This is a genomic window from Bradyrhizobium sp. USDA 336 (assembly GCF_044908355.1).
Classification (GTDB): domain Bacteria; phylum Pseudomonadota; class Alphaproteobacteria; order Rhizobiales; family Xanthobacteraceae; genus Bradyrhizobium; species Bradyrhizobium yuanmingense.
On record NZ_JBIYDC010000002.1, the window covers coordinates 2,738,414 to 2,762,315 of the forward strand.

The following is a 23,902-nucleotide window of genomic DNA, read 5'->3' on the forward strand; positions in this document are numbered from 1 at the left end:
CTGCCCCGAACACTAACCTTCCATGGCCGCCTGCGGCAACGCCATCACAGCCTCGGCCTTGTGGCAGGCGGCAAGGTGCCCCTCGCCCACCTTGCGTAACTCAGGCGGAACCTCGCGACAATGCTGGTCGGCAAGAGCGCAGCGCGATGCATAGGGGCATCCGGCCGTCGCCGCCGATTGCGAGGCGATCGCCTGGGCTCCGCGGCGGCGCCGGCCACCTCCGGCGCGTGCCCGCGGTACCGCATCCAGCAGCGCCCGCGTATAGGGATGGGCGCAGCGCTCGAACAGATCCTCCGGCCGGCCCTGCTCGACGATGCGGCCGAGATACATCACCGCGACCTCATCGCAGAGATAGTCGACGACGGCGAGGTCGTGGCTAATCAGGATGTAGCTCAGGCCGAACTGCTCCTGGAGGTCCTGCATCAGGTTCAGCACCTGGGCCTGCACGGAGACGTCGAGCGCCGAGACCGGCTCGTCGGCAACGATCAGCTTCGGCTGCGTGATCAGCGCACGCGCGATCGCGATGCGCTGGCGCTGGCCGCCGGAGAATTCGTGCGGATATTTTTCCATATCCGCATCGCGCAAGCCGACCTGGCGCAGCACCGCGGCGACGCGGTCGCGGAACGTGGTGCGGTCGGCGCCTTCCAGCACGGTCAGCGGCTCGGCGACGATCCGCGCGATGGTCTGCCGCGGATCGAGCGAGCCATAGGGGTCCTGGAACACCATCTGGAAATCGCGCCGGGCCCGGCGCAGTTCGTCGGCCGGCAGGCGATTGAGATCGCGTCCGAGCAGCGCGACCTGTCCTGCGGTCGGCCGCTCCAGCGCCATCACGACGCGCGCGAAGGTGGACTTGCCGGAGCCGGACTCGCCGACGATGCCGAGGCTCTTGCCGGCCCGGACCTGCACGCTGACGCCGTTAAGCGCGCGCACCTGCCCCGGCGGACGGAACAGACTCTCGCGCGGCAGCGTGTAGCGCTGCTCGAGATCCCTGACGTCGAGAAGCGGGGCGATGCTCATGCGGTCAGCGCTCCGACGCGCTCGGCCATCGACACGTCCGTTCTGATGCAGCGCGCAAAATGGCCGGGGCCGACATCCACCATCGGCGGCAGCGCGGCACGGCACTGATCGATCACGAGTGGACAGCGATCGGAGAAGGTGCAGCCGGACGGAAGATCGGCGAGCTCCGGCACCGTGCCCGAGATCGTCTTCAGCCGCGTCCCCTTGCGTGCGCCGAGCTTGGGCCGGGCACGGAACAGGCCCTGCGTGTAGGGATGGCCCATGCGACGGAACACCTCGTCGGTCGGCCCGCTTTCGACGACGGTGCCGCCATACATCACCATCATGCGCTGCACGTTCTCGGCGATGACGCCGAGATCGTGCGAGATCAGGATCATCGACATGCCGCGCTCCTCGACGAGATCGGCGATGAGGTCGAGGATCTGGCCCTGGATGGTGACGTCGAGCGCAGTGGTCGGCTCGTCCGCGACCAACAGGTCCGGCTCGCAGGCTAGCGCCATCGCGATGGTGACGCGCTGGCGCTGGCCGCCGGAGAACTGATGCGGATAGGCATCGACACGACGTGCGGGGTCGGGCAGCCCGACGCGGTCGAGTAAGGCAATTGCTTCCCGACGCGCCTGCGCCGCCGAATAATTCTTATGACGCCGCAGCGGCTCGGCGACCTGATTGCCGATCCTGTGCATCGGATTGAGCGCAGTCATCGGCTCCTGGAAGATCATGCTGATGCGGTTGCCGCGCAGGCGGCAATAATCCGCATCCGCAAGTCCGACGATCTCGTCGTCGTCCAGCTTGATGCTGCCGGTGACGACGGCACTGTCCGGCAGCAGCCCCATCAACGACAACGCCGTGACCGACTTGCCGCAGCCTGACTCGCCGACGAGCCCGAGCGTCTCGCCGCGCCTCAGCGCAAAGCTGACACCGCGCACGGCGTGCGCCGGCCCACGGCTGGTGTTGAGGCGGACGCCGAGATTTTCGACCTCGATCAGCGGCGTGTCGGAGCGCTCGGCCATCGTCATCGCTCCCGCGCCAGCCGGGGATCGAGCAAGTCGCGCAATCCGTCACCGAGCAGGTTGAGGCCGAGCACCGAGATTGCGATCGCAACGCCCGGATAGACCGCGAGCATCGGCGACTGAAACAGCAGCGTCTGCGCGTCGTTGAGCATCCGCCCCCAGGACGGCTGCGGCGGCTGGGTGCCGAGGCCGAGATAGGACAGCGCGGCCTCGGCGAGAATGGCGAGCGCGAACTGGATGGTGACCTGCACGATCAGGATCGACAGGATGTTCGGCAGCACATGCTCGATGGTGATGCGGAAGCGCCCCTTGCCCGCCGCGCGTGCCGCGAGCACGAATTCACGCGCCCAGATCGCATTGGCGGAGCCGCGCGTCAACCGGGTCAAGGTCGGGATCTGGAAGATGCCGATCGCGACGATCGAGGTCACCATGCCCGGCCCCGCCACGGCGGCGAGCATGATCGCGGACAGCACGGCCGGAAAGGCGAAGGTGAAATCGGAAAAGCGCATGATGATCTCCTCCGTCCAGCCGCGCCGGGCCGAGGCGATCAGGCCCAGCGTGACGCCGAAGGTAAGACCGATGCTGACAGCGATCACACCGACCATGATGGTGGACCGGGCGCCCGCAAGCAGCAGCGAGACGATGTCGCGGCCGAAGGAATCGGTGCCGAGCCAATGCGATGCCGAGGGCGGCCGGAGCTTTGCGGCGATGTCGATCTCGTGAGGCGACCACGGCGTCCATACCAGCGACAATAGCGCCGAAGCCAGCACCAGAAGGCTCAGCGTGCCACCGAGGACGAAGCTGCGGTGGCGCAGCGCGCGGCGCCAGAACGTGCGCGCCGGCAGCGGACGCGTTGCGACGGGCGCGTCGATGGCGATGGGCGCGCTCACAGGTCGTGCACCTTGATGCGAGGATCGATGAAGGCATAGAGCACATCGACCACGAAGTTGACGATCACCACCATCGCGGCGAGCAGCATCACGCAATTGCGCACCACGATCAGGTCGCGGTTGGCGATCGACTGGAAGATCAGGCGGCCGAGGCCCGGCAGGTAGAACACGTTCTCGATCACGATGGTGCCGGCGAGCAGATTGGCGAATTGCAGCCCCATCACCGTCATGACCGGGATCATGGCATTGCGCAGCACGTGGCTCCACAGCACCTCGCGCTTGCCGAGGCCTTTTGCACGGGCGGTGCGGACGAAGTCCTCGCGCAGCACTTCGAGCACGGCCGAGCGCGTGACGCGGGCAAGGATCGCGGCTTGCACCACCGCGAGCGAGATCGCGGGCAACAGCAGCGACTTGATCCCCGGCCAGATGCCGTCCTCCCAGCCGGCAAAGCCACCGGCCGAGAGCCATTGCAGCCGCACCGAGAACAGCAGCACCAGGAGGATCGCGAACCAGAAATTCGGCAGCGCGATGCCCACTTGCGTCAACGACATCACGCCGACATCGCCGAGCTTGTTGTGGTTGGCGGCGGTGTAGATGCCGGCCGAGAGCGCCAGCGTCACCGTGATCGTCATGGCCATGATCGCGAGCGGAATGGTCAGCACGAGCCGCTCGGCGATCAGGCTGCCGACCGGGGTGCCGTAGACGTAGGAATTGCCGAGATCGCCGACGAGGAGGCCCTTGATCCATTGCACGTAGCGAACGGCCAGCGGCTGGTCGAGCCCGAGCTTGACGGTGAGCGCGCGCACCGCGTCCGGCGAAGCGTCGGCGCCCATCAGCATCTGCGCTGCGTTGCCAGGCAGCGCGTCCAGCACCAGGAAGATGATCAGCGATGCGCCGACCAGCGTCGCCAGCAGAGTCAACAGACGTCGGAGGACAAAGACGCTCATGCGCGCTCGGCTTCAGGGCTCACCCAGGCCACGATCAACATGTCCGGACGCCTTAAGCAAGCTCTTTGCTGCATCGCCATCTCCTCAAGACGGCCAGCGGGACAGAAGGTCGCTTGACGCCTCGAACAGAGCGCTCACGCGCAGCAATTCCGCGTCGGCCCGGAAACGGCCGACCAGTTGGAGCCCGATCGGCAGCCCGTCGCGGGCAAAGCCCGAGGGAAGGCTGACGGCGGGATGGCCGGTCATGTTGAACGGCATGGTCCAGGGGAACCAATGCGGCCGGACGCTGTCGAAATGCCTGCCGTCGATCTCGATGCTGCCGAACAGATCCTGCTTGATCGGCAGCGCGGTACGCGTCAGGGTCGGCATCGCCAGCAGGTGACCGCGCGCAAGCAGCGATTGCACGCGGCGGAACAACGCGGTGCGCGCGAACATCGCCTCCTGATAGTCGATGCCGCTGACTTCGCTGGCGAGCGCGAGCTGCTTGAGGAAGGCTTCGCTCAGCTCGTCCCGATGCTCGGCCGCAAGCTTGGCAAAGCGCGTGCGCCAGACGGTGTGGTTGATGGCGCGCCAGATCGGCTCGATGTCGAAACCCTCGCCGGAGAATTCCTCGAGCTCGGCCCCTAACCCGGCCAGCCGGTCGAGGCTCACCTTGAAATTGGCGGCGACTTCGGCCGACACCGGACGGCCCGGCGGCGTCAGGCAGTACAGGATCCTCAGACCGCGCAAATCACCATGCGGGGCGGCGGTGCCGATGAAGTCGGGCACGGGCACGCCGATCGACCAGGGATCGATAGGATCTTCGCCCGCCATCGCCTGCATCATCAGCGCAGTATCGGCGACGGTGCGGGTGGTCGGCGTGACATAGGTCTGGTTGCCGAACACGTCGAGGGCCTGGCTGTGCGGGATCACGCCGTTGCTCTGCTTCAGGCCCACCACGCCGTTGCAAGCGGCCGGAATTCGTGTCGAGCCGCCGCCGTCGGTCGCAATCGCGAGCGGCGCGATGCCGCTCGCCACAGCGACCGCCGCGCCGCCGCTCGAGCCGCCGGAGGATCGGCAGGCGTCCCACGCATTGCGGGTCCGGCCGAACAAGGGTGAATCGGTGAGGCACTTGCTGCCGAACTCCGGCGTCGTGGTCTTGCCGATCAGGATCGCGCCTTCGCTGCGCAACCGCGCGACGGCGACGGCATCTTCGGCCGGCACATTATCCTTGTAGGGTACGGCGCCGAAGGTGGTCTTGACCCCCTTGGTATTGACGATGTCCTTGACGGTTACGGGGATGCCGTGCAGCAGGCCGAGCGGTTCGCCCGTCATCACCTTGCGCTCGGCTTCGCGCGCCGCTGTGATCGCCTCGTCGCCGCACAACGTGATGAAGCAGTTCAATTCGGGCTGGAGCGCCTCGGCGCGGGCAAGCACGGCGCGAGTGAGCTCGACTGGCGAGATTCGCTTGCCCGCAATAAGGCCGCGCAGCTCGGTCGCGGACAACAGACAGGGATCGCCGTTCATCGTCACATCACGCTCCGAAGCGGGGCCGCCATTGGCCCGAAGACATTGACAGCGAGAATGACAGTTTTGTTAACTCGCCGTCCAATACGATTTTTATCGCCAACCCATACGTTCTCGGTATGCCAATGGATCTTCGTCGGCTCCGCTATTTCGTCGCCGTCGCCGAGGCGCGCAGCATCGGCAAGGCCGCCGAGCGGCTCCGGATGGCGCAGCCGCCGCTCTCCGTCCAGATCCGCAAGCTCGAGGCCGAGATCGGCGCGCCACTGTTCCGCCGCGGCACCCGCGGCATGGATCTGACCGAGGCGGGCCAGGCGTTGCTGGCGCGCGCCCGCGAAGCGCTGGCGCTGGCGGCCGACGGCGCCGAAGCCGCGCGCGCGGTTGCTTCGGGACGGCGCGGCCGGCTGGCGGTGGGTTACATGTTCGTGCTGGCGAATGCGATGCTGCCGCGGCTCATCCCCGAACTGCGTCGTGCGGTTCCCGGCGTCGACCTCAGCTTCGTTGAGCTCAGCGCATCGACCCGCGAGGCCCGCGTGCTCGACCGCAGCGTCACGGTCGCGCTGTGTATGCCCGCGATCAATCATCCCGAGATCCAGATGGCAAAGATCGGTGCACAGCCCTTCATGCTGGCCATGCCGATCCGCTCGCCGCTCGCCCGCTTGAGCTCCGTGCCGATGGCCCGGCTGCAGGGCCGTCCGCTGATCGCACTCCCGCATCCGGACCATGGGCCCGCCTCCTCCGCGGTCGTCCCTTTATTGCGTCGGCACCAGGTGGTGATGCCGATCGCCAGCCGGGTGGAGACGGTGCATTCTGCGATGAGCCTGGTTTTGGCCGGCGAAGGTCTCGCCATCCTGCCGGCCTGCGCGCAACTCGGCGCGCCACGCGGAGTCGTGTTCAGACCCCTGCGTGACGTCGCTGACTCCCTCGATATCGCAGTCTGTTGGCGGCGGGACTCCCACAGTCCGCTGATCGGAACCTTCCTCAAATGTGCCGAGAAGGCCGTCGCGCGGATGTGACGTGGACTACCAGCTCCAACTGATCTCGTGGCTCCAGGGCGGATCGGCGCCCGGACGGGTGCAGGTCAGGCCGGCACAATTGGCGGCGAAGGACAGCGCACGGCGGAGCTCGTCCGCGCCGATGTCCTGCAATCTCGGCCGGGCGATGCGACCCTGATTGTACAGGGCGAACAGCAGCGCCGCCTGAAAGCTATCGCCGGCGCCAATGGTGTCGGCCACCTCGACCTTTGGTGCTTGCACTTCGATCTGCCCTGCCTGCGCATGCCAGGCGATGGCGCCGTTGTTGCCTCGGGTGATGACGACGAGGCTCGTCCCCTGCCCCAGCAATGTGCTCGCGCGCTGCTGATACGGCTCCTCGCCGAAGAGATAGGCGAAATCGACGTCCGACATCTTGATGAGATCGGCACTTCCGGCGAACTCGGCCATGCGGGCGAGATAGCCCGGCTTGTCCTTGACGAGATTCGGTCGGCAGTTCGGATCGAAGGAGATCGTGGACGACGCCCGCGCGTCTGCGATCAGCGTCTTGGTCTCGGCCGCACCCTGGTCGTTGACCAGCGTGGTCGAGCCGACATGGACGGCCTCGATCGTATCGAATGGAATGGACCCGCGCCGGTACGTCCAGCTCCGCGTCGCGGTCTCGGCATCGTAGAAGGCGTAGTGCGACTCGCCTTCGACAATGCGGACAAAGGCGAGCGTGGTCTGGTGGTCGCTGCGGATGGCGAGATCGAGTGCAACCTTCGATGCGGAGGCATGATCGGCGATCATGCGCCCGAACAGGTCGGTCGAGATGCCGCCGACGAAACCAGTTGGCACGCCCAGCCGCGCCATGCCGATCGCGACGTTGAGGCAGGAGCCGCCCACCGCGGGCATCACCGCTTCGCGCCCTTCGATGTTTCGCGTCGGCACGAAATCGATCAGCGCGTCGCCGCAGGCAATCAGCATGTCCTTCAACCTCTCGCGACGCTGCGCATCGCGGCACGGCTGCCGCGATCGAGATCGCGCAGCAGCTTGTAGACCTCGCGCTTGCGGGCGTGAAACGCGGCCATATCAGGCGCGGTCGGCTCGCTCTTGCGTCCTAGCGCCGACATCTTGGCCATGGTCTCGCCGATCGAGGCGTAAGCGCCACCGGCGACCGCCCCGAGCATCGCGGCCCCCAGGAGCACCGGCTCCTTGGTCTGCGGCAGCGCGACCGTGAGACCGGTGGTGTCGGCCATGATCTGCCGCACCAAAGGACTGCGGCTGGCACCGCCGCCCATGATCATGATGCTGGAGCGGACCCCGTGCGCCGCAAAAGCCTCGATGACCTCCGCAAGCCCGTAGGCAAGACCGCAGAGGCCGGCGACGAACAGCCGTTCCATCGCGGCGATGTCGGTGTCGAGATCAAGGCCCGCGATCACCGCGCGCGTGTCGGGATCGGCATAGGGCGAGCGGTTGCCAATGAATTCCGGCAGCACGTGGATGTCGCGCGCCAGCAGCGCGGCACGGCTGGCATCACCGGAGCGCGCGATGATGCGGCGCTCGAGGAAATCGATGAGATCGAGGCCTTCGCTGCGTGCCGCCGCGCTCGCCTCGCCATGGCCGGGATGCGACTTGAGGAGATGATCGATCGCAGCGCCCGCGGCGGACTGCCCGCCTTCATTGAGCCAGAACTCCGGCACCATGCCGGAATAATAGGGCCCCCATACGCCCGGCACAAAGCACGGCTCCTTCGTCGTCGCCATGATGCAGGCCGACGTTCCCATGATGTAGGCGAGACGATCGCCGACATCGCTCGGGCCGCCTGCCCCGTCACGGCCGCCGATCGCACCGATGCCGCCGGCATGGGCGTCGATCAGGGAGGCGCCGACCCGGGTGCCCTGGGGAAGGCCGAGCTCGACTGCTGCTGCCGGCGTGAGACCTTCGCCGAGGCGTGTCCCGGGCGCAACGATTTCGGTGCCGATGCGCGCGTATTTTTCGGCGACGAAGTCGGACAGGCCGATGCGCTTGAAGAACGGCGCGCTCCAGCCGCCGCCGTCATGGGCGAGATAGTTCCACTTGCATGTGACGGTGCAGGTCGAGCGCTGCAGCGCGCCGGTCGCGCGCCAGGTCAGATAATCGGCCAGATCGAAGAAGTGACCGGCGGCATCGAAACTCGCACGCAGATGCCGCTTCAACCAGAGCAGCTTCGGCATCTCCATCTCCGGCGAGATCGAGCCGCCGACGTAGCGCAGCACGGCGTCCTCGGTCTCGTTGATCAGCCGCGCTTCGGCCGTGGCGCGATGGTCCATCCAGACGATGACGTTGCGCTGCGCCTCGCCGGAGGTGCTGACGGTGAGCGGCTCGCCTTGCGGATCGAGCACCACGAGGGAACAGGTCGCGTCGAAACCGATGCCGCCGATGCTGCCGGGCGCAATCGCTGCTTCCGCCATCGCCGCGCGCACCGATTTGGCGCAGGCCTGCCAGATGTCCTCCGACGACTGCTCGACGATGTCGCCGGCCTCGTGCCAGATCCTGATCGGATGCCGGGCCGTCGCGAGCAGCGTGCCGGCCTCGTCAAACACCCCTGCCCGCGTGCTCGTGGTCCCCACGTCGACGCCGATATAAGCTCGCGGCATGGTCTCTCCCGGTCGCTTTCCGTCCGTTTTGACGGTGAGCCTACCAGCAAGTGTAGCCGCCATCCACCAGCACGACGCTGCCGGTCATCAGGCTCGCGGCCTCGGACGAAAGGAACAGCACGACGGAGGCGATCTCCTCGACCTGCCCCATGCGCGCCATCGGGGTTCCCCCGATCCAGGCGTCATACATTTTCGGATTGCTCTTCACGAAGGCGTTGAGCGGCGTCTCAATATAGGTCGGCGCCACCGCATTGACGCGGATGCCGCGCGCGCCCCATTCGGCGGCCAGCGACTTGGTCAGATGGTGCACGGCGGCCTTGGAGGCGTTGTAGAAGCACTGCTCCTGCGGCTTGTTGACGATGAAGCCGCTCATCGAGCCGACATTGACGATGGCACCGCTTCCAGCCTTCAACATGTGCTTGCCGAACTCGCGGCAGCACCAGAAGGTGCCGTTGAGATTGACGTCGATGACGTTGAGCCAGTGCTCGTCGGTAACGGTCTCGGCCGGCGTCTCGCTCCGCGCGATGCCGGCATTGTTGACGAGGATGTCGACCTTGCCATGGCGGGCGACGAGATCATTTGCCACCTCCGCCACGCGTGCAGTGTTGGTGACGTCCATAATCGCGGTCTCGATGTCATAGCCCTTCGCCCTCAGGCTGGCTTTGGCGCCGTCGGCGACCTTGCCGTCGCGGTCGCCGATGATGACCTTCGCACCGGCCTCGGCCAGCGCCTCCGCGCAGGCGAGGCCGATGCCCTGGCCGCCGCCGGTGATGAACGCGGTCTTGCCGCTCAGCCTGAATTTTTCCAGATACATGGTCGTCTTTCCGTCTTCTTGCCGTTTCTTGTCAGCCCCGAAGAGCGTTGCCGCTCTCGTCGAAGCGGTGAATGCGCGCAGGGTCGGGCATCAGCGACACCCGGTCGCCGGCATGCAGGCTCAATTCGCCGATGTAGCGCGCCGTCAGCATGCCGAGCGCGCCGGCATCGACGTAGAGGAAGGTGTCACTGCCGAGATGCTCGGCCACCGCAATGGTGCCCTGCCAGCCGCCACCGCCGTCGCGCTCGATCTTCAGATGCTCCGGCCGGACGCCGATCGTCGCTGCTCCCTTCTGCAGAGCGGGCTCGCCGGTGACGAAGTTCATCTTGGGCGAGCCGATGAAGCCGGCGACGAAGAGATTGGCGGGTCGCTCGTAAAGGTCCAGCGGCGAGCCATATTGCTCGATCTTGCCGCCGTTGAGCACGACGATCTTGTCGGCCATGGTCATGGCCTCGACCTGGTCGTGAGTGACGTAGATCGCGGTGGTGCCGAGCTGCTTCTGAAGTCGCGTCACCTCGATACGCATCTGCACGCGCAGCGCGGCGTCGAGGTTGGAGAGCGGCTCGTCGAACAGGAATGCCTTGGGCTCGCGGACGATGGCGCGGCCGATCGCGACGCGCTGGCGCTGGCCGCCGGAGAGCTCGCGCGGCTTGCGGTCGAGGTAGGGCGTGAGGTTCAGCGTCGCGGCGGCCGCCTCGACCTTGCGGTTGATCTCGTCCTTCGGCAAGCCCGCCATCTTGAGGCCGAAGCCGATATTGCCGCGCACGCTCATATGCGGATAGAGCGCGTAGGACTGGAACACCATCGACAGTCCGCGCTTGGCAGGCGGCGTATCGACGACGTTCTTGCCGTCGATCAGGATCTTGCCGCCGCTGACGTCCTCGAGCCCCGCGATCAGCCGCAGCAGCGTGGTCTTGCCGCAGCCGGACGGACCGACGAACACGACGAAGGAGCCGTCGGCGATGTCGAGGTCGGCGCCCTTGATGATGTGCACGGGGCCGAAGGATTTCTGCACGCCCTGAAGTGTGATCTGACCCATGATCCGGCAGCCCTTTACTTCACCGCGCCAAAGGTGAGCCCGCGTACGAGCTGCTTCTGGCTGAACCAACCGAGGACGAGAATGGGCGCGATCGCCAGCGTCGAGGCCGCCGACAGCTTTGCCCAGAACAGCCCTTCCGGGCTCGAATACGAGGCGATGAATGTGGTGAGCGGCGCAGCGTTCGAAGTCGACAGGTTGAGCGTCCAGAACGCCTCGTTCCAGGCGAGGATCAAATTGAGCAGCATCGTCGAGGCCAGTCCCGGGATCGCCATCGGCGTCAGCACGTAGACCAGCTCGCGGCCGATGGTGGCCCCGTCCATGCGCGCGGCTTCAAGGATGTCGCGTGGGATCTCCTTGAAATAGGTGAAGAGCATCCAGATCACGATCGGCAGATTGCCGAGGCACAGGATGAAGACGAGACCGGCGCGGGAATCGAGCAGGCCGAAGCTCTTGTAGATCAGGTAGATCGGCACCAGCACGCCGACCGGCGGCATCATCTTAGTCGAGAGCATCCAGAGCAGGATGTCCTTGGTGCGCTTGGTCGGCGAGAACGCCATCGACCACGCCGCCGGAATGGCGATCAACAGCGCAATGAGCGTCGAGCCGCCGGCGATGATGATCGAGTTCATCGCGTGGTGCAGGTAGTCGCTGCGCTCCTGCACGGTCGCGTAATTTTCCGTGGTCCAGTGGAAGAACAGGAAGGATGGCGGGATCGCGAAGGCCTCCAGCTCGGTCTTGAAGCTCGCCAGCACCATCCACAGGATCGGGAAGAAGATCAGGAAGCCGAACAGCCAGGCCGCCGCCGTCGATATCATCACCCGCCGCGTCGTCGCCATCCGTGCCATGTCAGGCCTCCAGGTTGCGGCCGACGATGCGGACGAGGAAGAAGGCGACGATGTTGGCAATGACCACCGCAACGAGACCGCCGGCCGAAGCGCTGCCGACGTCGAACTGGATCAGCGCCTGCGCATAGATCAAGAAGGCGATGTTGGTGGTCGACAGCCCCGGGCCACCGCCGGTGGTGACGTAGATCTCTGCAAAGACGGTGAGCAGGAAGATGGTCTCGATCAGGATCACCACGGTGATGGGACGCGCGAGGTGTGGCAGCGTGATGTAGATGAAGGTCGAGACGGCGCTCGCGCCGTCCATCTCGGCGGCTTCCTTCTGCTCCTCGTCGAGCGATTGCAGCGCGGTGAGCAGGATCAGGGTCGCGAACGGCAGCCATTGCCAGGTCACGATCAGAATCACCGCAAACAGCGGTACGTCGTTGAACCAATCGATCGGCGTCAGGCCAAACAGCGAGGCGAGCCAGGCGAACAATCCCGACACCGGATGCATCAACAGGTTCTTCCAGACCAGCGCGCTCACCGTCGGCATCACGAAGAACGGGGCGATCACCATCAACCGCACGAAATTGCGGCCGATCACGGGTTGGTCCATCAGCAGCGCCAGGGGAATGCCGAGCAGGATGGTCAGCGCCAGCACCGAGCCGACCAGCACCAGCGTGTTCTGGAGCGAGGCGAGGAAGGCAGGGTCGGTGAGGAAGTAGCGGAAGTTTTCCAGGCCGACGAACGATTCCGAACCGGGATCGAGCAGGCTGTAATGCAGCGTCGAGAAGTAGATCGTCAGCGCCAGCGGGACGATCATCCAGATGAACAGCAGCCCGACGGCCGGGGTCAGGAGCGACCGCGCAAGAAGCTGCGTCTGCCGGGTTGCCATTCTTGGCGCTCCGCTCGGGGAAAGAAGGGCGGCCATCCAGCAAGGATGGATGGCCGCAAGTTTGAGCTCAGGGAGAGCCCGGGTTCACTTGATGTAGCCGGCGCGCTTCATCTCGCGCTCGGTAGCGGACTGCGCAGCCGTGAGCGCCGCATCGATTGTCATCGATCCCGCAAGCGCCGCCGAGAACTGCTGGCCCACCTGCGTGCCGATGCCCTGGAATTCGGGGATAGCGGCGTATTGCACGCCGACGTAGGGAACGGGCTTCACCGTCGGCTTGTTGGGATCGGCGGCGTCGATCGAGGCCAGCGTCAGTTTGGCGAACGGCGCGACCTTCAGGTACTCATCGTTCTGGTAGAGCGAGGTGCGTGTGCCCGGCGGCACGTTGGCCCAGCCCTCCTTCGACGCCACCAGCTTGGTGTAGTCCTTGCTGGTTGCCCAGGCGATGAACTTCTCGGCGGCTTCCGTCTTCTTGGAGCCGGCAGGGATTGCGAGATTCCAGGCCCACAGCCAGTTGGCATTCTTGCCGAGCCCGGTGTTGGGCGCGAGCGCGAAGCCGACCTTGTCGGCGACCTTGGACTCCTTGGGGTTGGTGACGAAGGACGCCGCGACCGTGGCGTCGATCCACATTGCGCATTTGCCGGCGTTGAATAGCGCCAGATTCTCGTTGAAGCCGTTGGAGCTGGCGCCGGGAGGGCCGGCTTCCTTCATCAGGTTGACGTAGGTGGTGAGTGTCGTCTTCCATTCCGGCGTGTTGAACTGCGGCTGCCACTTTTCGTCGAACCAGCGCGCGCCATAGGAATTGGCCATGGCCGAGAGGAACGCCATGTTCTCGCCCCAGCCTGCCTTGCCGCGCAGGCAGATGCCGTAGGTGCCGGCGCTCTTGTCGGTCAGCTTCTTGGCGGCGTCGATCACGAAATCCCAGCTCGGCTTTTCCGGCATCTTCAAGCCGGCCTTCTCGAAGAGATCGGTGCGATACATTACCATCGAGCTCTCGCCGTAGAACGGCGCGGCGTAGAGCTTGCCGTCGGCGGAGACCGCGTCCTTGATCTTGGGCAAGAGGTCGGCGACGTCATAGTCGGCGCCGAGGTTGGCGAGCGGTACCAGCCAGCCCTTCTTGGCCCAGATCGGCACCTCGTACGTGCCGATGGTGAGAACGTCGAACTGGCCGCCCTTGGTGGCGATATCGGTGGTGACGCGCTGGCGCAGCACGTTCTCCTCCAGCGTCACCCATTTGACCGAAATATCAGGGTTCTTCTTGGTGAACTCACCCGTCAGCCCCTGCATGCGGATCATGTCGCCATTATTGACGGTGGCGATCGTCAGGGTCGTTTCGGCCATCGCTGGGACGGCCAGCAGCAGGCAAGACGCGCCGCAGACGGCGCCCAGGACATGTTTCACGGTGACCTCCCCTCAATTCGCGTTTTGGGCATATGCCCACGCGTTGGGCGTATGTTCGACGGGCGAACGGCAGTTGTCAAGCACGCGCGCGGGTGTTTGCGCAACTTATGAGTGCTGCGGTGCGGGAAGGACGGGAAGGTTTTGCTTCACCCACGGCTGTCGTGCTCCGCGAACGCGGAGCATCCAGTGGTAGGCACGCGAAGCGTAAGCGCTTTTACCGCTCCAGAATCGCTCTTGCCGTCGCCTCGTCCGTGATCAATCCGTTGATCAGCCCGCCGCTCAACGCGGCTGCAATTGCAGCCACCTTGGCCGCGCCTACCGCCGCACCGATGGTCGTTGTCTTCGCCGGCACTTCCGGCGGAATGCTGGTGAGGCGCTTGTTGGTGCCGGCCTTGAGCAGGCGGCCCTTGGCGTCATAGGCCCAGCCGGTAATCTCCCCGATGGCGCCCAGCCGCATCATCTCGAACAATTCGTCGCGGGTGACGAAGCCGTCGATGTGCACCTGCGCCTTCTGGTCCATCTGACCGATGCCGACAAGGCGCAAATCCGCTTTGGCTGCGACCGCTTTCACCTTCGCGATCGGCTCGATGCGCACCATCTTGTTGCGCTCGTCCTCCGACGACATCAGGAACGGCAGCGGCATCGGATAGTGCCGCGCGCCGGTGCGGTCGGCGAGCCGGCCGACGGTGTCGTAGAAGCTCGCCGAGCCGTCGGCGGAAATGTTGCCGACCAGCGAGACGATCTGGTGATTGGGCCGCTCGATCGGCGTGACGCGCTCGACCGCGGCGCGCACCGCCCGCCCCGTGCCGAGCGCGACGATCACGGGCGTCTCCGAACGCAGCGTGGAATCGAGCAAATTGGCGCAGCGCTCGGCGATTCCAGCCACCGCCTGCGGCGCGGCCGGATCGGCCGGCACCACCTCGCAATGGACGAGGTCGAACCGTTGCTTCAGGCGCGCCGCCAGCTCCATGCAGGCCGCGATGGGATGTTCGAGCCGGAAGGTGATGAGCCGCTCGGCGAGGCACAGCGAGACCAGCCGCTGCGCCGAGGCCCGCGACACCTGGAGCATCTTCGCGATCTCGTCCTGGGTGTGGCCGGCAATGAAATAGAGCCAGCCGGCGCGCGCGGCGTCGTCGAGTCTCGACTTGTCGTTCTCGGCGGCCATGCGGGCTCACACCTCCCAGAGATCGCTCATATGCGCGAAGACCCGATCGGCCCCGGCGGCGGATAATATAGCCCCGCCGTCGCGGTTGCGATAATGGCCGCCGCCGACAAATCCCCAGACGGTCATGCCGGCCGCCTTGCCCGCCTGCACGCCGCTGACGCTATCCTCGATCACCAGCGTGCGCGATGGCGACGCGCGCATGCTCTCGGCGGCATGGAGAAAGAGATCGGGCGCCGGCTTGCCGTGCCTGACCATCTGCGCAGTGTAGATCCGATCGCCGAAATATGCCCGAAGACCGGTGACGTCGAGCGAAAGCGAAACGCGGTCGAGGTCGCTGGATGAAGCCACGCAGAACGGCACGGTCAGTCCGGAGATCGCCGCCTCCACCCCGGGGATCGGCGCGAGCGAGGCGGCAAAATTCTCCAGCACACGCGACTTCAGTCGGGACATGAAGGCGTCCGTCAGCGAGTGGCCGAGATCACGATAATGCTGCTCGACGGCCTTGGTGCTGCGTCCGAGAAACAGCTCGAGCGCCTGCTCCTCGCTGAGCACGAGGCCGAATTCCGCCAGGGCCTCAGAGAGGCAGCGGCAGCTCAAGAGCTCGCTGTCGACGAGCACACCGTCGCAGTCGAAGATGATCAGATCGGGATTTGGCCGGCCTTGCTCCATCCAGACATTCGATCATATACCCACGTTGTGAGCAATAGCTCAGCTCGCGAGCGTCGAATGCGCGCGTAGGATGGATTAGCCGGAGGCGTAATCCACCACTTCTGCATCCGGGGTACAGCCGCTGGTGGGTTACGCCTTCGGCTAACCCACCCTACCCGACCTATCGCCGCTGATTGTACACGTCGATACACACCGCGCCCAGCAGCACCAGGCCTTTGATGACCTGCTGATAGTCGATGCCGATGCCGAGGATGGACATGCCGTTGTTCATCACGCCCATGATCATGGCGCCGACCACGGCACCGCCGACCCGTCCGACGCCGCCATAGGCCGAGGCGCCGCCGATGAAGCAGGCGGCGATGACGTCGAGCTCGAAGCCGAGGCCGGCCTTGGGCGTTGCGGTGTTGAGCCGCGCGGCGAAGACGAGGCCGGCAAGTGCGGCGAGCACGCCCATGTTGACGAAGGTGAGGAAGGTCAGCCGCTCGGTCTTGATGCCCGACAGGCTCGCCGCCTTGGCGTTGCCGCCGACGGCGTAGATCTGCCGGCCGATCACGGTGCGGCGGGTGACGAAGCCATAGAGCGCGATCAGCGCGGTCATGATCACCAGCACGTTGGGCAGGCCGCGATGCGAGGCGATCAGATAGGTGAAATAGAGCACGGCGCAGGCGAGCAGGATGCTTTTGCCGAGGAAGAACGCATAGGGCTCGACCTCGATGCCGTGCGACTGCTCGCGCGACCTTCCCTTGGCACTGGCATAGACGAGCCCGAGCGCGAGAACGGCGCCGATCAGCATCGAGGTCGGATGCAGCGTGCCGGCCTCGGGCAGCAGTTCCGGAATGAAGCCCGAGGACAGCTTCTGGAAGGTCGCCGGGAACGGCCCGAGCGACTGGCCCTGCAGCACCGCGAGTGCCAGGCCCTTGAACACCAGCATCCCCGCCAATGTCACGATGAAGGACGGAATCTTGAAATAGGCTACCCAATAGCCCTGCGCCGCACCGATCGCGCCGCCGAGCGCGAGGCAGGCGAGGAAGGCGAGCGTGTAGTCGACCTTGTAGGTCACCATCAGCAAGGCCGCCACGGCGCCGATGAAGCCTGCGACCGAGCCGACCGAAAGGTCGATATGGCCGGTGACGATGACCAGCAGCATGCCCAGCGCCATGATGACGATGTAGCTGTTCTGCAGCACCAGGTTGGTGAGGTTGAGCGGCTGCAGCAACGTGCCGCCGGTCACGACCTGGAAGAACAGCATGATCGCAACCAGCGACATCAACATGCCGTAATTGCGCAAATTGTTCTTGATGAAGCTGCCGTGCCGGCGCTCCTCGGGCAGCGAAACCGTCTTGTCGGTCATGGCTGCAATCCTCCCATCTCCGCGGCCGCGGGCGCGGCGTTCCCAATGCTTCGTTCGTTGCGCATGATGGCGCGCATGATCTTTTCCTGTGTCGCCTCTGAGCCTTTGAACTCGCCGACGAAGGCGCCGTCGTTCATGACGCAAATGCGGTCGCAGATGCCGAGCAGCTCGGGCATCTCGGAGGAGATCACCACGACGCCGCGGCCGGCTTCCGCAAGCTCGTTGATGATACAGTAAATCTCATATTTGGCACCGACGTCGATACCCCTGGTCGGCTCGTCCAGGATCAGGACCTTCGGGTCGGTCATCAGCCATTTCGACAGCACGACCTTTTGCTGGTTGCCGCCGGAGAGCTGGCCGGTCTCCTGGTAGACGTCGGAGCAGCGAATGCGCATCCGGTTGCGGTAGTCGCTGGCGACCTTGAGCTCGGCGATATCGTCGATCACCCTGCCGGGTGCGACCTGGTCGAGGCTCGCGAGCGTGATGTTCTTGCGGACGTCGTCGGCAAGGATCAGGCCGAGCTGCTTACGGTCCTCGGTGACGTAGGCAAGGCCGGCATCGATCGCGGCGGCGACGCTCGGCAGCGCGATTTCACGGCCTTCGAGCCGGATAGTGCCGCTGATATTGGTGCCCCAGGAGCGGCCGAACAGGCTCATGGCGAACTCGGTGCGCCCAGCCCCCATCAGTCCGGCAATGCCCACGACCTCGCCGCGCTTGACACCGAAACTGACGTTCTTGATCACCTGCCGCTCGGGATGGATGGGGTGATAGACCGACCAATTCTCGACGTCGAGCACCGGCTCGCCGATCTTCACGTTGCGCTCCGGGAAGCGGTGCGCCATGTCGCGGTTGACCATGCTGCGGATGATGCGGTCTTCCTGGATCTGCTCGGCGTGGCAGTCGATGCTGTCCACCGTGCGGCCATCGCGCAGCACGGTGATGTGGTCGGCAACCTTGGCGACCTCGTTCAGCTTGTGCGAGATCAGGATCGAGCCGATGCCCTGCTCGCGGAACGTCATCAGCCGCTCGAGCAGCGCGGCGCTGTCGGCCTCGTTGAGGCTCGCGGTCGGCTCGTCCAGGATCAGCATCCGCACCCGCTTAGACAGCGCCTTCGCGATCTCGACAAGCTGCTGCTTGCCGACGCCGAGATCGGTGATCAGCGTATCCGGCGATTCCTTCAGGCCGACCTGCGCCAGCAGCTCGCGCGTGCGCCGGTAGACCTCGTCGCGGTCGATCACCCCCAACGTCGACGGCGGATGCGACAGGAAGATGTTCTCCGCGATCGACATCAGCGGGATCAGCGCCAGCTCCTGATGGATGATGATGATGCCCAGCGCCTCGGAATCATTGATGTCGCGAAAGCGGCGCTCCTCGCCCTCGAAGATGATGGTGCCCTCGTAGCTGCCGTGCGGATAGACGCCGCTCAGCACCTTCATCAGCGTCGACTTGCCGGCGCCGTTCTCGCCGACGAGCGCATGGATCTGCCCGGCGCGAACCGAGAAGTTGACGTCGCGAAGCGCCTGCACGCCGGCAAAGCTCTTGCTGACGTTGCGCATCTCCAGCATGGCGGTCATGGCTTTGGTGTCCCTTGCGTTACTTCGCCTCTACCCGCGTGCGGGGAGAGGTTGAATGATATCGCTGCATCCACATCGTCATTGCGAGCGCAGCGAAGCAATCCAGACTATTTCCGTGGTGGCAGACTGGATTGCTTCACTGCGCTCGCAATGACGGAGTGCATACCAACCACTGCCCGTATGGAAAGAGGCCCCTCACCCTAACCCTCTCCCCGCAAGCGGGGAGAGGGGAAAAAGAGAGGGTCTTACTGGAACTGCGACTTCTTGTAGTAGCCGCTGTCGACCAGCACCTTCTCCCAATTGTCCTTGTAGACCACAACCGGCTTGAGCAGATAGGACGGCACGGTCTTGACGCCGTTCTCGTAGGTCTTGGTGTCGTTGACGGTGACCTGCTTGCCGGCGAGCGCGGCGTCGACCATGTCGGCGGTCACCTTGGCGAGGTCGCGGGTGTCCTTGAAGATGGTCGAGTACTGGTCGCCGCGCAGCATGGCCTTGATCGAAGGCACTTCGGCATCCTGGCCCGAGATGATGGGCATCGGCTGGCCGGCACTGCCGTAGCCGACGCCCTTCAGCGAGGAGATGATGCCGATCGAGAGGCCGTCATAGGGCGACAGCACGGCGTTGATCTTCTTGTTGCCGTAGTAGGCGCTGAGCAGGTTGTCCATGCGGGCCTGCGCAGTGGCGCCGTCCCAGCGCAGGGTCGCGACCTTATCCATGCCCATCTGGCCGGACACGACGACGAGCTTGCCGCTGTCGATATACGGCTTCAGCACGCTCATGGCGCCGTTATAGAAGAAGTAGGCATTGTTGTCGTCGGGCGAGCCGCCGAACAGCTCGATGTTGAAGGGGCCCTTGCCGTCCTTCAAACCGAGACCTTGCACGATCGATTCCGCCTGGAGCACGCCGACCTGGAAGTTGTCGAAGGTCGCGTAATAGTCGACGTTCGGCGTTCCGCGGATCAGGCGGTCATAGGCGATCACGGTGATGCCTTTTGCTTTCGCCTGCTTGAGCACGTCGGACAAGGTGGTACCGTCGATCGCGGCGATCACCAGCGCCTTGGCGCCCTTGGTCACCATGTTCTCGACCTGGGAGAGCTGGTTCGGGATGTCGTCCTCGGCATATTGCAGGTCGGTGTTGTAGCCGCGCTCCTTCAGCACCTTGACCATGTTGTTGCCGTCGTCGATCCAGCGCGCCGAGGATTTCGTCGGCATGGCGATGCCGACCGTCGCCTTCTGGGCGAAGGCAGCGACGCCTGTAGCCATCGTGGCGGCACTGGCCAACGCCAGCGCGAGAAATGTTGTCTTCAGTTTCAGCATGTTTCACTCCCTTTGGGTGTCGGACTTTCTTCGTAGTGTCGAGAACGACGGGTCGTATACGGCTTCGGCCTCCTATGCGAGCTTGACGTCGGGTTCCGCGCGGCCGCGCGCGGTTGCTTCGAGCAGAAAGGTGCAGCCGGCTTGCGGATCGGCAGCGCGTGCCGCCGGGTCCATATCCTGCCAGGCCGACGTGACGAGCAGGCGCGACAGGTCGGGGCCGACGAAGGCGGGGCAGCTCGCCTGCTTCGCCGGCACACTGAGCGAACGCAGACGCTCGCCTTGGGGCGAGTAGACGTCGATCCGGCTCGCGCCCCAGCACGCATTCCAGATCTGCCCGTCGGCGTCGCATACCGAACCGTCGAGACCGCCGATGCCGCTGTGGCGCAACAGCACCTCGGGCTCGCCACGCGGCAGGCCGGTCGCGGGGTTGAGCGGCACGGCATAGAGCACCGCGCGCGGCGTGTCGGTGAAGTAGCCGGTTGCGCCGTCGGGCGAGAAGCAGATCGAATTGGGAATGCTGATGCCGGGAAACAGCGTCGAGATCTTGCCGCGATGAAGCGCGTAGATCGCGCCCGCCTTCGGCTCGGCTTTCTTGCCCATAGTACCGATCCAGAACGTACCCGATTGATGCACGCGGCAATCGTTTGAGCGCGTCATCGGATTGTCCGCTTCGAGCGGACAGAACAGCGTCATCGCACCATCAGCGAGCTTGCGGATGTAGAGACCATCTTCGGCGACAATCAGCTGCCGCTCGGCGTCGATGCGCCCCAGCGCGCTCGCCATCCGACCGAGCGCGTGGCTGCGGACAGAGCCGGTGCCGAGTTGCGCCTCGATCAGCTTGCCTTCGCGAATGTCGAACCACCAGGCCGTATCCGTGGTCACGTCATAGGTCGGACCTTCGCCGAGATGGCAAGGATGGTCCGAGAGGACAGTCGTCGGCACCTGCTCCATCATGGCGACCTCACCGAAAAGCGATAGACCGTGTGATGGCGATAGACCCCGCCGGGATCGAGGCGCGGGCTCGGGAAATCCGGCCGGTTCGGCGCGTCGGGCCAGATGTGCGGCTCCAGGCACATGGCGTCCGATTGCCGGATCAGCTTGCCGCCCTTGCCGGACATCGTACCGTCGAGATAATTGCCGGAATAGACCTGAAGTCCGGGCTGATCGGTGAGCAGCTCCATGATGCGCCCGGAGCGCGGCGCCTCCAGCCGGGCCGCGAGCGCAAGCTTGCCGTCGCGGCCGAGGCAGTAGGTGTGGTCGTAGCCCCTGCCATTTCGCAATTGCGGATCGCCTTCGCGGATGCACTCGCCCACCGGCCGCGGTTTGCGGAAATCGAACGGCGTGCCGGCCACGCTGCGCGGCGGCTCCGGCAGCGGAATGGCGGTGGGATCGATGGCGAGGAACTGCTCGGCGGCGACCATCAAGCGGTGATCGAGAATGGACGTCTCTGACGTCGCGCCCTCGAGGTTGAAGAAGCTGTGGTTGGTCAAATTGACGATGGTCGGCCGGTCGGTCCGCGCTTCCATCAGCAGCGACAGCTCGGTCGGGCCTGTGATGCGATAGGTCACGCGGACCTCGAGCCTGCCCGGATAATTCTCCTCGCCGTGCGGGCTGACATAGGTGAGCGTCACGGCGGGCTCGGCGCCCTCGTCGATATCAGCGATCTCCCAGAGCTTGCGATCAAAACCCTCGAGCCCGCCGTGCAGCGCATTCGGACCGTTGTTGACGGCAAGCCGCACCGTCTCGCCTTGAAGCGAAAACTGTCCCTTGGCAATGCGGTTGGCATAGCGGCCGACGGTGGCGCCCAGAAACTTTCGTTCGGCGAGATAGCCGGCGAAGGCATCATGGCCAAGCACGACGTCGTCGTATCCGCCGTTGGCATCCGGCGCGATCAGCGCCTGCAGCACCGCGCCGTGGCTGATGATGCGCGCCTCGAAGCCGCCCTGCCCGCGCAGCACGACGCGCTCGACCTTGCGGCCGTCGGGCAGCGTCCCGAACACGTCTCTTGTGATTGTTGATGCGGCCATGCTCAATCCACAAACGGTTCGACGATCGTGCGCTTGCCGAGCAGGAAGGCGTCGGCGACGAGACGGAGCGGCGTCAGATCGACGTCACTTGCGCCGGTCGCTGTGAGCGCGACGAAGCGTCGGTAGAGTCCGCGATATTCCTCATCGGGCCCTTCGGCAAGCACCTTGCCGTCGACGGCCATGCGCGCGCCACCGCTGGACAGTGTCAGCCGGCCCTGATCGGTATCGACGAGGATATCCCAGCTCTGCGGCCCGGTCTGGCGGAAGTCGAACTCGGCGGTCACGGGCAGGCCGCTGATATCCGTCAGGTTCAGGTTCGCCGCGATCGGCGCCTGGCAATTGGCTGGAAAGGCCAGCTCGGCCGCGGTGACGAACACGGGCTTCGGCAGAATCCTGGTCAGGATCGACAGCGCATTGATGCCCGGATCGAACACGCCGAGGCCGCCGGGCTCCCAGATCCAGCCCTGTCCGGGATGCCAGACACGCACGTCTTCCTTCCAGCTGATGTGAACGGATTTGATGTGCCGATCAGTGAGCCATTGCCGGGCCGGCTCCACCGCCGGCGCATAGCGCGAATGCCAGGTCGCAAACAATGTCCGCTTCGCACCCGCCGCCATCGTGATCAACGGATCAAGCTCAGCAACGCCGGTGCCCGGCGGCTTCTCCAGCATGACATGCTTGCCGGCGGCGAGCGCCGCCGCGGCCTGGGCCCGCCGCACCTGCGGCGGCGTGCAGAGCGAGACCGCGTCGATCGGCGGCCCCTTCTGAAGCAATTCCTCGACGGTCGCAAAATGCGGTAGCCCCGGCAGCGAGGCGTTGCGGCTCGCCACGGCGGCGAGCGTTCCACCCGGTGTGGCGGCGATCGCCCCCACATGCTGGTCCCGCGCGATCTTGCCGAAGCCGACGATGGCGATGCGGAGGTCTGTCACGCTTGTTCTCCAGTGTCGGCCGACCGCAGCGGCTCGGCCGGGGCGGTCTCGATCACCGTACTGTCATGGCGGCGCATGCCGTTGTGAATGACATAGACCATGGCCTCGGATGCGGCGTGGGCATCGCGCGCGACGATGGCATCGACGATCTTCTGATGCCAGAGCAGCACGGTTTCGCGGTCCTCCGACTCGACCGGAGCGCTGAGCAGGAAAGAGGCGCGCAGCGCTGCTTCAATGACATGCCCGATCGAGCGCATGAACAGATTGCCCGAGGCACGCGCCACGGCCACATGAAGCGCGAGATCGGCATCGGCAAATCCGACCGAGTCGGACGCTTCCTGCCGCATGCGATCCATGCAGCGGCGCAGCTCGCTGATGTCCTGCTCGGATCGCTGCGTTGCCGCCAGCATCGCCGCGCGCGGCTCGACGGCGAGACGGATCTCGGCGAGGTCGTTGAGGAAGCGCTTGTCGATGCCGGCGTCGAGGTGCCACGCCAGCACGTCCGCGTCGAACATGTTCCAGGCGCCACGCTCGCGCACGACGGTGCCGACCCGCGCCTTGGTGGAGAGCAGGCCCTTGGCGACCAGCGTCTTGACGCTCTCGCGCAGCACCGGCCGCGACACGCCGAACATCGCGATCATCTCGGCATCCCCCGGCAGGCGCGTGCCTTCCGCATAGCGGCCGGCGATGATGTCGACGCCGATCGAACGCGCCACCTCCGCATGGTTGGAATGGGCCCGCCGCGTCGGGATGACGACGATCCGCGAGGTCATCACGCCGCTCCCACATGTGTCGCCACCGGCCGGCGAAGCGCGACCAGTCCCTGCTGCAGGGCGATGAAGGCGAACAGAAGCACGCCTGAAGTGCAGGGGATCAGCAAGAGCTTCGGCGCGGTGCGCGCGTCGCAGGAGGTCGACTTCACGT

The 23,902-nt window shown here is 65.4% G+C and carries 23 protein-coding genes; 1 reads left to right on the forward strand and 22 read right to left on the reverse strand.

Annotated features, from left to right (window positions below; translation table 11 throughout):
* Nucleotides 1-12 precede the first annotated feature (12 nt).
* The 5 genes from ABIA45_RS13800 to ABIA45_RS13820 all read right to left on the reverse strand — a co-directional run bounded on the left by ABIA45_RS13800 (nucleotide 13) and on the right by ABIA45_RS13820 (nucleotide 5,370).
* Nucleotides 13-1,017, reverse strand: coding sequence for an ABC transporter ATP-binding protein (locus ABIA45_RS13800; RefSeq protein WP_404652429.1), 1,005 nt, complete (start codon nucleotides 1,015-1,017; stop codon nucleotides 13-15).
* Nucleotides 1,014-2,027 (reverse strand): ABC transporter ATP-binding protein, encoded by a 1,014-nt coding sequence (locus ABIA45_RS13805; RefSeq protein WP_404652431.1) that lies wholly within the window; start codon nucleotides 2,025-2,027, stop codon nucleotides 1,014-1,016. The genes ABIA45_RS13800 and ABIA45_RS13805 overlap by 4 nt, the downstream gene beginning before the upstream one ends.
* 2 nt (nucleotides 2,028-2,029) lie before the next feature.
* Nucleotides 2,030-2,917 carry an ABC transporter permease gene (locus ABIA45_RS13810; protein ID WP_404652433.1) on the reverse strand — a complete coding sequence of 296 codons (888 nt, stop codon included), beginning with the start codon at nucleotides 2,915-2,917 and terminating at the stop codon, nucleotides 2,030-2,032.
* On the reverse strand, nucleotides 2,914-3,864 hold the full coding sequence (locus ABIA45_RS13815) for an ABC transporter permease (protein ID WP_271545123.1): 951 nt from the start codon (nucleotides 3,862-3,864) through the stop codon (nucleotides 2,914-2,916). Before ABIA45_RS13815 ends, ABIA45_RS13810 begins: the two co-directional genes overlap by 4 nt.
* Before the next feature lie 84 nt (nucleotides 3,865-3,948).
* Nucleotides 3,949-5,370: an amidase gene (locus tag ABIA45_RS13820; RefSeq protein ID WP_404655669.1), complete on the reverse strand. Its 1,422-nt coding sequence runs from the start codon at nucleotides 5,368-5,370 to the stop codon at nucleotides 3,949-3,951.
* A gap of 125 nt (nucleotides 5,371-5,495) precedes the next feature.
* Here ABIA45_RS13820 and ABIA45_RS13825 point away from each other — a divergent pair, with 125 nt between their 5' ends.
* On the forward strand, nucleotides 5,496-6,383 hold the full coding sequence (locus tag ABIA45_RS13825) for a LysR family transcriptional regulator (RefSeq protein ID WP_404652436.1): 888 nt from the start codon (nucleotides 5,496-5,498) through the stop codon (nucleotides 6,381-6,383).
* Between the two features lie 6 nt (nucleotides 6,384-6,389).
* Here ABIA45_RS13825 and ABIA45_RS13830 read toward each other — a convergent pair whose 3' ends face one another.
* The 17 genes from ABIA45_RS13830 to ABIA45_RS13910 all read right to left on the reverse strand — a co-directional run bounded on the left by ABIA45_RS13830 (nucleotide 6,390) and on the right by ABIA45_RS13910 (nucleotide 23,900).
* The gene (locus tag ABIA45_RS13830; RefSeq protein ID WP_404652438.1) at nucleotides 6,390-7,325 is read right to left on the reverse strand and encodes a carbohydrate kinase; all 936 of its coding nucleotides are present in this window, start codon (nucleotides 7,323-7,325) and stop codon (nucleotides 6,390-6,392) included.
* 5 nt (nucleotides 7,326-7,330) lie between these two features.
* Entirely contained in the window at nucleotides 7,331-8,977 is a 1,647-nt protein-coding gene (locus ABIA45_RS13835) for an FGGY-family carbohydrate kinase (RefSeq protein WP_404652439.1), read from the reverse strand.
* A 40-nt stretch (nucleotides 8,978-9,017) separates the two neighbouring features.
* Nucleotides 9,018-9,791: an SDR family NAD(P)-dependent oxidoreductase gene (locus tag ABIA45_RS13840; protein WP_404652441.1), complete on the reverse strand. Its 774-nt coding sequence runs from the start codon at nucleotides 9,789-9,791 to the stop codon at nucleotides 9,018-9,020.
* Between the two features lie 31 nt (nucleotides 9,792-9,822).
* Nucleotides 9,823-10,830, reverse strand: coding sequence for an ABC transporter ATP-binding protein (locus ABIA45_RS13845; protein WP_404652442.1), 1,008 nt, complete (start codon nucleotides 10,828-10,830; stop codon nucleotides 9,823-9,825).
* A 14-nt stretch (nucleotides 10,831-10,844) separates the two neighbouring features.
* Nucleotides 10,845-11,675, reverse strand: coding sequence for a carbohydrate ABC transporter permease (locus tag ABIA45_RS13850; RefSeq protein ID WP_404652444.1), 831 nt, complete (start codon nucleotides 11,673-11,675; stop codon nucleotides 10,845-10,847).
* A gap of 1 nt (nucleotide 11,676) precedes the next feature.
* Nucleotides 11,677-12,549, reverse strand: coding sequence for a carbohydrate ABC transporter permease (locus tag ABIA45_RS13855; protein WP_157282549.1), 873 nt, complete (start codon nucleotides 12,547-12,549; stop codon nucleotides 11,677-11,679).
* 84 nt (nucleotides 12,550-12,633) lie between these two features.
* The gene (locus ABIA45_RS13860) at nucleotides 12,634-13,947 is read right to left on the reverse strand and encodes an ABC transporter substrate-binding protein (protein WP_404652446.1); all 1,314 of its coding nucleotides are present in this window, start codon (nucleotides 13,945-13,947) and stop codon (nucleotides 12,634-12,636) included.
* Nucleotides 13,948-14,161: 214 nt separating this feature from the next.
* Complete coding sequence (locus ABIA45_RS13865) at nucleotides 14,162-15,112, reverse strand: sugar-binding transcriptional regulator (RefSeq protein WP_157282548.1); 951 nt, start codon at nucleotides 15,110-15,112, stop codon at nucleotides 14,162-14,164.
* 6 nt (nucleotides 15,113-15,118) lie between these two features.
* Entirely contained in the window at nucleotides 15,119-15,781 is a 663-nt protein-coding gene (locus ABIA45_RS13870; protein WP_404542225.1) for an HAD family hydrolase, read from the reverse strand.
* Between the two features lie 160 nt (nucleotides 15,782-15,941).
* A complete protein-coding gene (mmsB, locus tag ABIA45_RS13875) occupies nucleotides 15,942-17,132 on the reverse strand; it encodes a multiple monosaccharide ABC transporter permease (protein ID WP_157282546.1) in 1,191 nt (396 codons plus the stop codon).
* Nucleotides 17,129-18,706, reverse strand: a complete 1,578-nt coding sequence (gene mmsA / locus ABIA45_RS13880) for a multiple monosaccharide ABC transporter ATP-binding protein (RefSeq protein WP_157282545.1) — start codon at nucleotides 18,704-18,706, stop codon at nucleotides 17,129-17,131. The genes mmsB and mmsA overlap by 4 nt, the downstream gene beginning before the upstream one ends.
* Before the next feature lie 245 nt (nucleotides 18,707-18,951).
* The gene (gene chvE / locus ABIA45_RS13885) at nucleotides 18,952-20,022 is read right to left on the reverse strand and encodes a multiple monosaccharide ABC transporter substrate-binding protein (protein ID WP_275500948.1); all 1,071 of its coding nucleotides are present in this window, start codon (nucleotides 20,020-20,022) and stop codon (nucleotides 18,952-18,954) included.
* 72 nt (nucleotides 20,023-20,094) lie between these two features.
* Nucleotides 20,095-20,973, reverse strand: coding sequence for an SMP-30/gluconolactonase/LRE family protein (locus tag ABIA45_RS13890; RefSeq protein WP_404655671.1), 879 nt, complete (start codon nucleotides 20,971-20,973; stop codon nucleotides 20,095-20,097).
* Nucleotides 20,973-22,049, reverse strand: a complete 1,077-nt coding sequence (locus tag ABIA45_RS13895) for an aldose epimerase family protein (protein ID WP_404652449.1) — start codon at nucleotides 22,047-22,049, stop codon at nucleotides 20,973-20,975. Before ABIA45_RS13895 ends, ABIA45_RS13890 begins: the two co-directional genes overlap by 1 nt.
* 2 nt (nucleotides 22,050-22,051) lie before the next feature.
* The gene (locus ABIA45_RS13900) at nucleotides 22,052-22,978 is read right to left on the reverse strand and encodes a Gfo/Idh/MocA family protein (RefSeq protein WP_271545133.1); all 927 of its coding nucleotides are present in this window, start codon (nucleotides 22,976-22,978) and stop codon (nucleotides 22,052-22,054) included.
* Entirely contained in the window at nucleotides 22,975-23,751 is a 777-nt protein-coding gene (locus ABIA45_RS13905; protein ID WP_404652450.1) for a FadR/GntR family transcriptional regulator, read from the reverse strand. Before ABIA45_RS13905 ends, ABIA45_RS13900 begins: the two co-directional genes overlap by 4 nt.
* Nucleotides 23,751-23,900 (reverse strand): hypothetical protein, encoded by a 150-nt coding sequence (locus ABIA45_RS13910; RefSeq protein ID WP_404652451.1) that lies wholly within the window; start codon nucleotides 23,898-23,900, stop codon nucleotides 23,751-23,753. Before ABIA45_RS13910 ends, ABIA45_RS13905 begins: the two co-directional genes overlap by 1 nt.
* Nucleotides 23,901-23,902: the final 2 nt, after the last annotated feature.